General features: G+C 39.5%; 12 protein-coding genes. 6 read left to right on the forward strand and 6 right to left on the reverse strand.

Going from position 1 to position 12,295, the window contains the following annotated elements:
- Nucleotides 1-95: 95 nt before the first annotated feature.
- A complete protein-coding gene (gene sppA, locus B2400_RS07010; protein WP_293932095.1) occupies nucleotides 96-1,865 on the reverse strand; it encodes a signal peptide peptidase SppA in 1,770 nt (589 codons plus the stop codon).
- A gap of 77 nt (nucleotides 1,866-1,942) precedes the next feature.
- Here sppA and folK point away from each other — a divergent pair, with 77 nt between their 5' ends.
- Entirely contained in the window at nucleotides 1,943-2,431 is a 489-nt protein-coding gene (folK, locus tag B2400_RS07015; protein ID WP_293932097.1) for a 2-amino-4-hydroxy-6-hydroxymethyldihydropteridine diphosphokinase, read from the forward strand.
- Complete coding sequence (locus tag B2400_RS07020; RefSeq protein WP_293932099.1) at nucleotides 2,424-2,786, forward strand: Hpt domain-containing protein; 363 nt, start codon at nucleotides 2,424-2,426, stop codon at nucleotides 2,784-2,786. Before folK ends, B2400_RS07020 begins: the two co-directional genes overlap by 8 nt.
- On the opposite strand, the gene B2400_RS07025 is transcribed toward B2400_RS07020, so the two are convergent.
- Both B2400_RS07025 and rho read right to left on the reverse strand, forming a co-directional pair.
- Nucleotides 2,759-3,457: a CDP-alcohol phosphatidyltransferase family protein gene (locus tag B2400_RS07025; protein WP_293932101.1), complete on the reverse strand. Its 699-nt coding sequence runs from the start codon at nucleotides 3,455-3,457 to the stop codon at nucleotides 2,759-2,761. The two genes, B2400_RS07020 and B2400_RS07025, sit on opposite strands and share 28 nt — an antisense overlap.
- 61 nt (nucleotides 3,458-3,518) lie before the next feature.
- A complete protein-coding gene (gene rho, locus B2400_RS07030) occupies nucleotides 3,519-5,012 on the reverse strand; it encodes a transcription termination factor Rho (RefSeq protein ID WP_293932103.1) in 1,494 nt (497 codons plus the stop codon).
- A 318-nt stretch (nucleotides 5,013-5,330) separates the two neighbouring features.
- Here rho and B2400_RS07035 point away from each other — a divergent pair, with 318 nt between their 5' ends.
- Together B2400_RS07035 and B2400_RS07040 are read left to right on the forward strand one after the other, a co-directional pair.
- The gene (locus B2400_RS07035) at nucleotides 5,331-7,058 is read left to right on the forward strand and encodes an MFS transporter (protein ID WP_293932105.1); all 1,728 of its coding nucleotides are present in this window, start codon (nucleotides 5,331-5,333) and stop codon (nucleotides 7,056-7,058) included.
- A 242-nt stretch (nucleotides 7,059-7,300) separates the two neighbouring features.
- Nucleotides 7,301-8,164, forward strand: a complete 864-nt coding sequence (locus B2400_RS07040; RefSeq protein ID WP_293932107.1) for an N-acetylglucosamine kinase — start codon at nucleotides 7,301-7,303, stop codon at nucleotides 8,162-8,164.
- Nucleotides 8,165-8,302: 138 nt separating this feature from the next.
- On the opposite strand, the gene B2400_RS07045 is transcribed toward B2400_RS07040, so the two are convergent.
- Together B2400_RS07045 and B2400_RS07050 are read right to left on the reverse strand one after the other, a co-directional pair.
- Nucleotides 8,303-8,989: a metal-dependent hydrolase gene (locus B2400_RS07045; RefSeq protein ID WP_349681678.1), complete on the reverse strand. Its 687-nt coding sequence runs from the start codon at nucleotides 8,987-8,989 to the stop codon at nucleotides 8,303-8,305.
- A gap of 7 nt (nucleotides 8,990-8,996) precedes the next feature.
- Nucleotides 8,997-9,314 (reverse strand): YbaB/EbfC family nucleoid-associated protein, encoded by a 318-nt coding sequence (locus tag B2400_RS07050; RefSeq protein WP_149526819.1) that lies wholly within the window; start codon nucleotides 9,312-9,314, stop codon nucleotides 8,997-8,999.
- Between the two features lie 113 nt (nucleotides 9,315-9,427).
- Here B2400_RS07050 and B2400_RS07055 point away from each other — a divergent pair, with 113 nt between their 5' ends.
- Nucleotides 9,428-9,922, forward strand: coding sequence for a hypothetical protein (locus B2400_RS07055; protein ID WP_149526820.1), 495 nt, complete (start codon nucleotides 9,428-9,430; stop codon nucleotides 9,920-9,922).
- Between the two features lie 286 nt (nucleotides 9,923-10,208).
- Here the strand turns inward: B2400_RS07055 and B2400_RS07060 are convergent, their stop codons facing one another.
- Nucleotides 10,209-11,342 carry a hypothetical protein gene (locus B2400_RS07060; RefSeq protein WP_293932110.1) on the reverse strand — a complete coding sequence of 378 codons (1,134 nt, stop codon included), beginning with the start codon at nucleotides 11,340-11,342 and terminating at the stop codon, nucleotides 10,209-10,211.
- A 217-nt stretch (nucleotides 11,343-11,559) separates the two neighbouring features.
- On the opposite strand from B2400_RS07060, the gene B2400_RS07065 reads away from it, so the two are divergent.
- Nucleotides 11,560-12,156: a thymidine kinase gene (locus B2400_RS07065; protein WP_223110934.1), complete on the forward strand. Its 597-nt coding sequence runs from the start codon at nucleotides 11,560-11,562 to the stop codon at nucleotides 12,154-12,156.
- The last annotated feature ends 139 nt before the right edge of the window (nucleotides 12,157-12,295 follow it).

Here is a 12,295-nt window from a genome sequence, read left to right on the forward strand (position 1 = left end):
TGATTGAGAAATCTTCATCAGCGCCTTTTTACTTATTTTACATGCTTTTATGAGTTTTCATTTTCTTGATTTTTAATAAAAGCAATTATTTTCTATTAATATATTTCAATCATATAAGGTATACGTGCTTGTATCCCAGATTGCGTAGTAACACGCTTAAGCTCTTTTAAGTACTTGGCATACTCGCCTAGCTCTTCATCGATAAGCATTCCTTTCACTTTCTCTTTAGAAACCGACCATATTTCAGACAATGGATCCTTCGCGCGTGGGTATTCTGTAACACGGTAATCCGTTAATTTAGCTTTTGCAGCAGCAGCTTTCACAGCCTCATCTAAGGTCGCCAAGCGGTCTACGAGGTTCAATTCAACAGCTTGCGCGCCTGTCCATACTCTTCCCTGCCCGATGCTATCGACATTCGCCACAGTCATCTTTCTACCGTCCGCGACACGCTTCATAAAGACTTGGTAAACGCGATTTACACTTCCTTGAATAATGCTTTTTTCTTCCTCGGACAATGGTCTGTCCATATCAACATCCATGTCCGCAAACTTACCCGTTTTCACCGCATCGAAATGAACACCTAGCTTCTCATTGAATAGCTTCTGGAAGCTCGGAATAACACCAAACACCCCAATGGAACCTGTTAATGTTGTTGGATCTGCGAAGATTGAGTCTGCAGCCGCAGAGATATAATAGCCTCCTGAAGCCGCATAATCTCCCATAGAGACAATCACCGGTTTAACTTTTTTAGTCAATTCAACTTCTCTCCAGATAACATCCGATGCTAATGCAGAACCTCCCGGAGAATTCACACGCAAAACAACCGCCTTAACCTTATCATCATTACGCAATTCGCGTAAATCTCTCGATAATTTATCACCACCAATCATTCCGGTAGAACCCTCACCGTCTACAATAGCACCATAGGCGTAAAGAACAGCAACACGATCCGCAGTTCCTTTACCCGTAGAAGGCGTATTTTTATAGTCCAATAAAGAGATCGTAGGTATATCTTTCTTGCTGTCGATGCCTAGCTTTTCTCTAATTTTTGCTAATATCTCATCTTTATATAAAAGGCTGTCTATAAACTTCATGTTCACGGCATCCTCCGGATATTTAATTGCATAATTGTCTGCAATTCCTCTAACGCTGTCCGCATTCAGCTTTCTGCCAGTTGCGATATCATTTACAAATGTATTATAGATACTTCCTAAATAAGAATTTACCTGCTCACGATTAGCCTCACTCATACTATTCATGATATAAGGCTCAACGGCACTTTTATAAGTCCCTACTTTAAGAACCTGCATATCCACACCTATCTTATCTAAGGCGTCTTTGAAAAACATAACTGAGCTTGCCAGCCCTCTAAAGTCTAATCCGCCTTCTGGATGTAAGTATACCTGATCAGCAACAGAGCTGAGATAATAGGCTTTTTGAGTAAAGCTTTCGCTGTATGCAACGACAAACTTCCCTGACGCTTTAAAGTCCCGAATAGCATCGCGAATTGCCTTCATGGTTGCAAAGCCGGTATTCACACCTTTTACATTCAGATAAATGCCTTTGATATTGGAGTCCTCCTTTGCTGCCTGAATTCGAGAAAGGACATCATTTAACCCTATACTGCGCATACTGCTATACCCTGGCATGTCCAGCCCTTCAAAAGGATTGGGTTCTGTTTTTTCAGTTATCGTGTGATCTAATGTAACAAGCAATACCGCATTGCTCGGTGTAACGGTTTCCGATGTCGGAGACACCGAACTCACCATATATGTAACAATACCAATCAGTATAAAAAACATGAGAATACTACTGATAATAATACCCGTAATGGTCGCTAATACGTACTTAAAGAAAGACTTCATAGAATTGTATGTGATTTTAATTCTAGTAAAAATAAGGTATTATTCGAATTATCTTAAACTATTCTTATATTAATCGGATGAATATAGTTTACCTATTAACTGGAGCAAACATTGGGAATCCAAGACAACAGTTGAATGATGCGAAGATTGAAATTGCAGAGCGCGTCGGGAAGATTATAAAGGAATCTTCTATCTATGAATCCGAAGCTTGGGGAGTTGAAGATCAACCGATATTCCTAAATCAAGTGTTGGAAATTATCACCCCACATTCTGCCTCAAAAGTATTGCAAACAATCCAGCAGATTGAATTGGTATTGGGAAGAATAAGAACACAGCGCTGGGGCTCTAGAACGATAGATATCGATATTCTATACTATAATACTGACATTATACACGAGCCTGATTTACAGGTTCCTCATCCCTATATACAGGAACGTAATTTTACACTAATTCCCCTTACTGAAATTGCCCCCAATTTCGAACACCCTATTTTCAAGAAAACAAATCAACAACTATTAATGGATTCCAAAGATCCGCTGAATGTAAATATTGCCAAACATGAGTGATTTTAAAATTATTAGCCCCGACGTACTAAAAAGTAGTATGATGAATAATATGGAGATGGTCAAGCAGTTGGTCGCTCTATTTCTAACCCAAGGAAAGGTGGATTTCGAGACCTTGGAGAATGCAGTCAGTGAAAAAAATTACCTGGAAATAGCATCGAAAGCACATCATATCAAACCTACCATGGAATATATAGGTGCCTCGAACTTGAGAATACAGTTTCAGGATCTAGAACAAAAAGCAAGAAACAAAGCATCAATTGAAGAAATTGAGGAAGCTTTTGCCATTCTGAAAAGAGATTTTAATACAGCGATGCTTGAACTTGAAACTTATTCTACCTCTTTAGCTGAAGCATAATTCCGCTCGGAAGCGAAATGTAAATAAGAGAATAGTATATATAGGATCAATACCATTGGGAGTGCCAAGAATTTAAATATTACAATTAGCACAAGGCTAAGCAACAAGAAAAGATATTTAAACTTATTGGCGCTCCATGCTAAGGAACTCAGCTTCATGGAGAAAAGCTTGATCTCCGAAACCAGTAAGAAACTACACACGGCTACAATACCTAGAAGCAGAACAACATTGTGTAACACCGGATAGTCTTGTGCAATAAAAGGTAAGGAGATTATAAAAAAGGTATTCATTGGCGTATTCACACCAATAAAGTCTGTAGTCTGTCTTGTGTCAATATTGAATTTCGCTAAGCGCAAGGCGGAGAAAATCGTCATAACGTATCCTAAATAAGGAAGATATTGTGAGTCTGTACTTTCTTTCAGCATCATAAACATGATGGTCCCTGGCAGAAATCCAAAGCTAATCACATCAGCTAAAGAGTCTAGCTCTTTTCCAATCAACGACTTTACATGCAATGCTCGTGCAGACATCCCGTCAAAGAAATCAAATATCCCGGAAGCTAACACACAGTAAAATGCAAAAAGGTAATTGCCTTGCAGCGCCATCACAACGCCAATACAACCACTGAACAAATTAAGGGAGGTAATACTATTTGGAATATATTTCTTCATAAATAAAAAAAGCCATCTTTGAATAAAAGATGGCTTAAAAGTATCAATTTAAAATGGCTTTTTAGCCATTCATGCTAATTAAAAATTCTTGATTAGACTTCGTTCCACGCATTTGAGTCAATAAGAATTCCATTGCTTCTTGAGAATTCATGTCGGCTAAATGGTTTCTTAACACCCATAGACGTTGTAACTCTTCGCGGTCTACTAATAGATCGTCGCGACGAGTACTTGAAGCCGTAAGGTCGATTGCCGGGAAGATACGCTTGTTTGAAAGCTTGCGATCCAACTGCAATTCCATGTTACCTGTACCTTTAAATTCTTCAAAGATAACCTCGTCCATTTTAGAACCAGTCTCTGTTAATGCTGTTGCAAGAATAGTTAATGAACCACCATTCTCGATATTACGAGCAGCACCAAAGAAACGCTTAGGTTTATGCAACGCATTCGCATCCACACCACCTGAAAGGATCTTACCTGATGCAGGAGCAACCGTATTATAAGCACGCGCAAGACGTGTGATAGAATCTAATAGAATAACAACATCATGGCCACATTCAACCATACGTTTTGCCTTCTCTAACACGATGTTAGCAATCTTAACGTGACGATCTGCAGGCTCATCGAAAGTCGATGATACAACTTCCGCACGCACCGATCTCGCCATATCTGTAACCTCTTCAGGACGCTCATCAATCAATAAGATGATCAAATAAACCTCAGGGTGATTCTTCGCGATAGCATTTGCAACCTCTTTCAACAAGTTTGTTTTACCTGTTTTAGGCTGCGCTACGATAAGTCCACGCTGACCTTTACCGATAGGCGTAAATAAATCCATGATACGCGTTGAGTAATTTCCGGGACCTAAGTCTAGGTTCAATTTCTCATCCGGGAACAATGGCGTTAAATAATCGAAAGGAACGCGGTCTCTTACTTCCGCAGGATCTTGACCATTGATCGCTTCTACGCGAACCAATGGGAAGTATTTCTCTCCTTCTTTCGGAGGGCGGATACATCCGCGAACATTATCACCAGTCTTTAAACCAAATAATTTGATCTGCGACTGTGATACGTAAATATCATCTGGAGATGTTAAATAGTTGTAATCTGATGATCTCAAGAAACCATATCCATCAGCCATGATCTCTAACACGCCTTCATTGACAATAACATTATCGAAATCAGACGAAGAAGATTTAGCTGGTGCAGGCTCTGCTGGAGCAGCTGGTTTTGGAGCTTCAGCAACTTCTACTTCCGTAGCAACTGCCTGTTCTACTCTTGGTGCTTCTTCTGTGGAAGATGGCTTTCTTGTAACAGCGATTGGCTCTGCCGATTTCACTGTACGAACGCGCTTGCGAGGACGATCTCCTGAAGCATGGTCTGCTGAATCAGAATCTGCTGCGGGAGCAGCACTATCTTGTTGAGCCTCATCGGCTATAACAGTAATACGATCGATTAGCTCTTGCTTTCTTAGTTTTTCAGCATCTACAATACCTAAAACCTTAGCAATCTCGCGTAATTCAGACACGAGCTTCGTATTCAATTCATTAATATCCATTAATTTATTTTATGATTTATTTAAGGATTTTACTTTTTGATATTTTTCTTTCAGTTCCACATCTGTGTGATGTCCTCAAGGCTCAGGCAAATCCATCTAGATTTTTCGATATCCTTCTGAAAGATAATTTTAAGAACTGCACAAAGAAAAAAAGAAGTAATGTAAATTCAAAAGAAAAATAGTAATTTTTTTTCACTTATTCCTCACGGATTAACAAATATGCCTAATAAATTGTTTTAGCGAAGCATATCAACTTTAAATAAATCAAAAAAAGTTCTTTATTTGTAAGATTATTATGGCAAAATAGATCTAAACTATATGAGCAATCACCCAACAAACACAGAAACTAAAACAAACTACCCCGCACTCTATACCCTCATTGTGGTATTCTTTTTTTGGGGATTTATCGCAGCTGGAAATAGCGTATTTATCCCGTTTTGTAAAAACTACTTTCACCTAGACCAATTTCAATCCCAGTTAATTGACTTTGCTTTCTATTCCGCGTATTACATCGGCGCTCTTCTTCTCTTCATCTTCGGAACACTATCAGGGAAAGACCTGGTAGGTAAATGGGGATACAAGAAAAGTATCGTCTATGGCTTACTTTTTTCCGCTTTAGGTGCTGCATCGATGATTGTGGCGGTCGAGGTTAACCTATATGTAGGAATGCTTATCGGACTATTTATTGTGGCACTAGGGTTCTCCTTGCAACAAACTGCCGCAAACCCGTTTGCTGTTATCCTCGGCGATCCTAAAACAGGAGCCTCGCGTGTAAACCTTGGTGGAGCGGTAAACTCTCTAGGTACTACAATTGGCCCATTAATTATCGGATACGCCCTGTTTGGCACATTCGAAACGGTTTCAGACTCAGAGATTGCGAGCCTACCGCTCAACAAAGTCGTTTACTTATATATAGGCGTAGGACTCTTATTCATCCTTGCGGCAGCTTTATTCAACTTCTCGAAGAAGGTGCCTGCCGGTTATAACCTTGAACAGATGGAGTCTGCGAATAAAGCGCGTACGACTTTAATCATTATCACTGTACTATTATTATGTGCTTTTGTTCCGGTGTTTACAAGTTATAAATCAGATGCTGCTTTGGAAGTCGCTGCTTTGCAGGAACAAATAAAAGCAAGCAATGATGCCGGCTTAATTGCGAAAGCAAAAGAGCTTACGCACGGCCTTGAAATCAGCCGTATGTTCTGGTTATTAGGCGCTTTAGTCGTTGTCGTTGGAGGACTTTTGTTCGCTTATACAAGAGCACAGAAAAACCCAATTGGTTGGGGAGCAATGAAATATCCGCAGTTGGTATTAGGTATGCTAGCCCTATTTGTATATGTAGGAATCGAGGTGGCAATCGGGAGTAACCTTGGGGAATTATTGACATTGGAAGAATTCGGCAATCTACAGTCCTCTCAAATCACCCCTTATGTATCCATGTACTGGGGAGGTATGATGATCGGTAGATGGGCTGGAGCAATTGCAGCATTTAACTTTACGAGTTCCAAAAAACAATTATTAACCATTATTGTCCCTATCATTGCATTTTCGATCATTATCGGCGTAAATACCCTTGCAGGCTTCGATATGTCGGTTTTATATTACTACATCATCTGTGTAGCGGTTCAAATCATTGCCTTCTTTATTTCTAAAGATAAACCCGTACGCACCCTAGTAATCTTTGGCACGTTCGGTCTAGTTGCTATGATCGTCGGCTTAATGACTTCAGGAACTGTAGCAATCTACTCATTCTTAGCAGGAGGCTTAGCTTGTTCCATCATGTGGGGATCTATTTTCAGTTTATCGATTGTCGGATTAGGAAAATACACCGAGCAGGGATCTGCCTTCTTAGTAATGATGATTTTAGGTGGTGGTATTATCCCTCCTATCCAAGGAAAGCTTTCCGATATCATCGGTATTCACAACTCATATATTGTACCGGTTATCGGATTTATATACATTATTTTATTTGCCTTTTTAGTGAGAGGATTCTTGACAAAACAAGGAATCAATATCGACGATGTGGAGTCTGAAGGCGCACACTAAGAGCAACTAATTGTATAAAATACACTAAGTATTTTAAATTTATTACAAAGCATAAAAACCTCACAATCAAAATATTGTGAGGTTTTTTCTTCAAAACTGAGTTTCGTTTACGGGGAATTGCTTGATTATATCAAATAAAAATTCTTATTTTTAGTGATAAATCCATTAATTTCGGATTTTAAGCAGTCAAAATACCATTGTAAAACAAACAAACAAGTTACTTTAAATTAAATTAAAAAATAATGATCATAATTGCAGATGGAGGATCTACAAAGACAAACTGGTGTTTGTTAGATGATTCAAATAAAAAAATCTATTTCAACACCGAAGGTTATAACCCATACTTTGTAGATAGTGATTACATTGTTGCATCCCTTAAGAAAGGATTACCTCATGATATTCCTTTTGAGAAAATCGCTGAGGTAAATTATTACGGCGCAGGGGTTCACAACGAAGAGAAAGCGAAGATTGTAGAGGAAGCTATCCAAGCGGTGTTCCCAAATGCAAAAGTCGAAGTTGGTCATGACTTATTAGCTGCTGCTCGCGCGTTATTAGGTAACGAAGCAGGATTCGCAGCCATCCTCGGAACAGGTACAAATACATGTATCTATGACGGAAAAAATATCACTCATAACATTGATTCTGCTGCTTATATCTTAGGTGATGAAGGTAGTGGTAGCTATATCGGTAAAAAACTATTAACAGACTTCATCCGCGGATTAATGCCTAAAGATGTAGCTGATGTTTTCTACGAAACATACAAACTTACGCCGGATGAAATCATGGATAATGTTTACACAAAACCGTTAGCAAACCGTTTCTGCGCAAGTTTCAGTAAATTTGTTTACGACAATAACGTAAATATCCAATATACACGCAAGATTGTTGACGATGCATTCGAAGCATTCTTTAACAACCTAGTAAGCAAGTACCCGGATTACCAATCTTACACGTTCAACTGTATCGGTTCTGTGGGATACAACTTCAGAAATGTATTGGAAGAAAAAGCGAACCAATATGGTATGCAAGTAGGTAAAATCCTTCGTTCACCTATTGATGATTTAGTTCAATTCCATATCAATAGATCGAAGACTACTGCAAACTAGTGGTTAGTATTTAGTAGTGAGTATTTAGTATTTAGACCTATGGCGTCTAGGTATTTTGAAGATAAAAGAGAGGGTCTGTATTTTGATACAGACCCTCTCTTTTATAATTTGACGAAACTACTAACTTATAAAATCATTTTAGAATGTTATAGTTTCTCCTATTTTCGGTAATCGAAGTTCTAAACCGGCCGCATCAAATATCGATTTTGTGGCTTCTTTATCGATTGTAATCGGAGGAAAAGAATCGTAATGAATACCAACAATATGCTTACATTTTATAAAATCCGCAGCAATTACCGCATCCTCCGCATCCATGGTATAATGACCACCGATTGGTAACAGCGCTAAGTCAATATTAAAACGCTCTAACAGCTTCATCTCCATTGTTAATGCCGTATCTCCGGCAAAATAAATAGTCTTCCCATCAACGAAAAACACATATCCAACCGGAAAGCCACCATATTCTCCATCTGGCGTGCTGTTCGTATGTACAGCATATACCATCTTCACCTTTCCGAAAGGCAGTTTCAGTGTACCACCAATATTATACTCGATTACTTTATCATCCGCTACGCCCTGTTTTCTCACCCAAGCCGCCGTTTCTACGATAGCACATACGGTCGCATCGCTTTGCTTTTGTATGGTCGCCATATCAGCAACATGATCTTGATGACCATGCGATAGGAAAATATAATCCGCCCTGATATCGGCAACATTGATGGACGAAGCCAAGGGGTTATAAGTAATAAAAGGATTTACTAAGACCTTAGTGCCGTTGAAATCAAATTCAACGCAGGATTGTCCGTAATAGGTAAGTTTCATCATCTCTCTTTTATTTATTTCCAAATAGGTTTCCTAATCCGCCTAAGCCGCTCAGCATATCTTGAGATGCAGCCGCCATCTCTGCCTGACTGATACTCTCTGCTTGCGTTATAGCCTTATTTAGAGCAACAATTAACAGCTCCTCCAGCTCTTCCTTGTCAGCGTCTTTCAGGAACTCAGGATCGATATTGATCTCCTTAATTTCCTTATTAGCCGATGCTATCACTCGAATCTTACCGCCCTCCGCTTCTCCGGATACCGATACATGATCCAATCTATCTTTAATCTCCTGTGCCTTCTGTTGTGCTTGAAATAATTTATCGAACATCTCCTTAAATATTGTTTATAAGCCCAATAATACAAAATATTAGCCAATTCTCCGTCAGCAATTAGGTTCTTTTCCTTAGCTTAAGTACCTTTGTGAATTAACATAGCGTACCGATGAACGAATTAACATACTATACCGAGATTTCGGAAGATTTACAAAAAAACAATCCTACAGCATACGAAGAACTGGACGAAGAAATACATATCATCATCCATAAACTAAAGTTCATCCCTCTGGAAAGTCGACCGATCGTTCAAGTAATAAGCAATGATGAATCAATACAGCAAGATTATCTGCAAGAGCTGTTAAAGGTTGCTGGAGCACAGCCAATAGCATCCGCAGTTCCATTAGAAGATGTAGAAATCCTAATCTTTATCGACGAAACAAACAATTACCTCAGCACGCTCCCCGTGGAACTTCAAACATTATACGCGGAAAGCAAAGCCGTAAAAAACAATCAAATCTACATCATCCAAAAATCAGCATTCGCAAAAGATAAAGCTGCCTATATCCAGGATATCGAAGTATTAGCAGAAATCGTACAATCGAAATACTTTGTGTTTGGCCATGAAGGCGAAGAATGGATCAAATTTGATATTAGATATTAGATGTTAGATTTTAGACATTAGAAATAGAGGGCGCCTACTCGGCGCCTTTTTTATTGTTTGTTTTGAACCAGGAAAGGAAGGATAAAAAGATATGCAGGATCCTGTCAATCCTCGCATCCTTCCTTTCCTGGTTCAGAAAAAAGCATCCTGTCAATCCTTACATCCTTCCTTTCCTAGTTCAGAAAAAAGCATCCTGTCAATCCTTGCACCCTTCCTTTCTTGGTTCAAAACAACAAAAAAGGCGCCGAGTAGGCGCCCTATATTTCTAATGTCTAATGTCTAAAATCTAACTAACATATTTCTTCCTCAACACTACATAAAGCTTATCCACCGTCTGTGGTTTTGAAGCCCAATTATTCTTCAGCGCATAGTTCGATTGCAGGAATGCGTCGGCTTCAGCGAAATTATCAAAGCGGTTTAACAGCTCAATTGCTTCGCTATATGCTAGGCTATAGCCATTAAATAAATCTTTAATAAACAACAGCTTATCATTTAGGCTCACACCTGTTTTTAGATCAACAATGGTATCGGACGACTTGCTTGTTGATGTTTGAAACTGATTAACATTCGTTAGGCCAGCTTGCTTCTGTTGCTGAATCAACTCATTCAACGTCATGCGACGACTAGGAGTTTGTTCGGCTTGCTTCGCTAAATCGTTCAGACTCGCTTCTTTCGGCTCTTCCTTAATTTCAACATGCTTCTCTTCGATCACCACTTCATTGACTACAGGCTCATTGCTAACCTCTTCCTTCTTTTCTTCAACTGGCGCTTGTGTTTTAAAGCTATTCGTAGGGCGCTCTACCGAAGTATAGTTTGAAGAGGCAGTATGTGTATAGGCAGGTGCGGCAGGTTCTTCTGGTCGTTCTTCCACAGCTTTTACCTCCTCCTCTTGCTCTTCTTCCTCCACAGTGTCTTCAATATTCTCAACAACCGCAGCTTCCTCTTGATCCGTTTCATTATCTGTCACACTATCATCGATATGGCCGAAACCTTCAAACTTAATACCTTCAGTTTTCTGTTCTGGGGATTGTTCCTCCTCTTCTACTTCTTCGGGAGCTTCTGCAACAACTTCTGTTTCCTCAATGACATCTTCGGATTTTACCTCTTGGATTTCTTCAATCACCAGCTGACTGTCCGCCTCATGCTCGTCAAAAGTCGGCGCAGGTGTGAATGTATTTTCCTCTTCTGCAACAGTATTCTCTGTCCCCGGCAATTCAGGTACTGCTGCAACAATCGCTGGAGCAGATAGTTGATTAAGTGCATCCAAATTAGCAGCCAAAAACTTCGCTTGAGCCGCCATTAGCTGTACTTGTACCGAGTCTTGTGTTAGTTTTGCTTTGTCCAAGCTTGCATACTGTTCGTTAATTTCTACGAGTAGATCACCAATTTTGTTGTAAATATCTTGTTGTGAATAGGCCATATTGTTCTATATCTTTGTTCTATAAAATGGAAGTCTTTCCTAAGTAAGTGTATTAAAATTAAAACCACTGATTCATACAGGTTTCAGCGATTAATTGATAATCCTTAAACCAAAAATAAGATTAAATTTCGATATTCGCATCCATTGGGGCTTAAGAATTTGTCTACAACTATAAACTATTTAAAAGCCTTTTTAGTATTAAATCCATTCAAAAATGATGTTGTTTTCAGAACATAATTTCCATGAAAGACAGGAACGCGTTGGTAGCATAGAGGTAATCTGTGGTTCTATGTTTTCCGGGAAAACGGAGGAATTGATCCGGAGGCTGAAAAGAGCAAAGTTCGCTAAATTGCCGGTAGAGATTTTCAAACCGGAAATCGATGTCCGCTACGGAGATAAGGAAGTAGTATCGCATGATAGCAATGCAATCCCTTCGACACCGGTTTCTCATTCATCCGCTATCTTATTGTTAAGCTCGGATACCAAAGTCGTGGGAATTGATGAGGCCCAGTTCTTTGACGACGAACTGCCGGAGGTATGCAATACCCTAGCCAATCGTGGTATCAGAGTTATTGTTGCTGGATTAGACATGGACTTTAAGGGACGACCTTTTGGTCCCATCCCCAACCTTATGGCCATGGCTGAGCACGTAAGTAAAGTACACGCCGTATGTGTACAATGTGGATCGCCTGCGACCTATTCTTATCGATTTGCTGAAAACGAATCACGCGTCCTTCTAGGAGAAAAAGAAAGCTACGAGCCACGCTGTCGTGCTTGCTATTTCAGAGAAAATAAAAACGACGAACAGTCATAAAGCCATCTGCCTAAAACAAACTTTCATGTTTCCCTAGACAACATTAGGAATTAACGTTCTTGACGGCCTTTGGAGGCAAACATTATTAGGAAAACAATAAAAAGATACCCTATAAAAGAAAAGAGGCTGTCTAAAAAGG

The organism is Sphingobacterium sp. UBA6645 (genome assembly GCF_002455685.1).
Classification (GTDB): Bacteria; Bacteroidota; Bacteroidia; order Sphingobacteriales; family Sphingobacteriaceae; genus Sphingobacterium; species Sphingobacterium hotanense.

Bases quoted from the DNA above. Each gene is read 5' to 3' on its own strand.
- folK (WP_293932097.1), top strand. From the start codon at position 1,943: ATGAATATAGTTTACCTATTAACTGGAGCAAACATTGGGAATCCAAGA.
- B2400_RS07055 (WP_149526820.1), top strand. From the start codon at position 9,428: ATGAACGAATTAACATACTATACCGAGATTTCGGAAGATTTACAAAAA.
- sppA (WP_293932095.1), bottom strand. From the start codon at position 1,865: ATGAAGTCTTTCTTTAAGTACGTATTAGCGACCATTACGGGTATTATT.
- B2400_RS07025 (WP_293932101.1), bottom strand. From the start codon at position 3,457: ATGAAGAAATATATTCCAAATAGTATTACCTCCCTTAATTTGTTCAGT.
- B2400_RS07045 (WP_349681678.1), bottom strand. From the start codon at position 8,989: ATGATGAAACTTACCTATTACGGACAATCCTGCGTTGAATTTGATTTC.
- rho (WP_293932103.1), bottom strand. From the start codon at position 5,012: ATGGATATTAATGAATTGAATACGAAGCTCGTGTCTGAATTACGCGAG.
- B2400_RS07050 (WP_149526819.1), bottom strand. From the start codon at position 9,314: ATGTTCGATAAATTATTTCAAGCACAACAGAAGGCACAGGAGATTAAA.
- B2400_RS07035 (WP_293932105.1), top strand. From the start codon at position 5,331: ATGAGCAATCACCCAACAAACACAGAAACTAAAACAAACTACCCCGCA.
- B2400_RS07065 (WP_223110934.1), top strand. From the start codon at position 11,560: ATGTTGTTTTCAGAACATAATTTCCATGAAAGACAGGAACGCGTTGGT.
- B2400_RS07020 (WP_293932099.1), top strand. From the start codon at position 2,424: ATGAGTGATTTTAAAATTATTAGCCCCGACGTACTAAAAAGTAGTATG.
- B2400_RS07040 (WP_293932107.1), top strand. From the start codon at position 7,301: ATGATCATAATTGCAGATGGAGGATCTACAAAGACAAACTGGTGTTTG.
- B2400_RS07060 (WP_293932110.1), bottom strand. From the start codon at position 11,342: ATGGCCTATTCACAACAAGATATTTACAACAAAATTGGTGATCTACTC.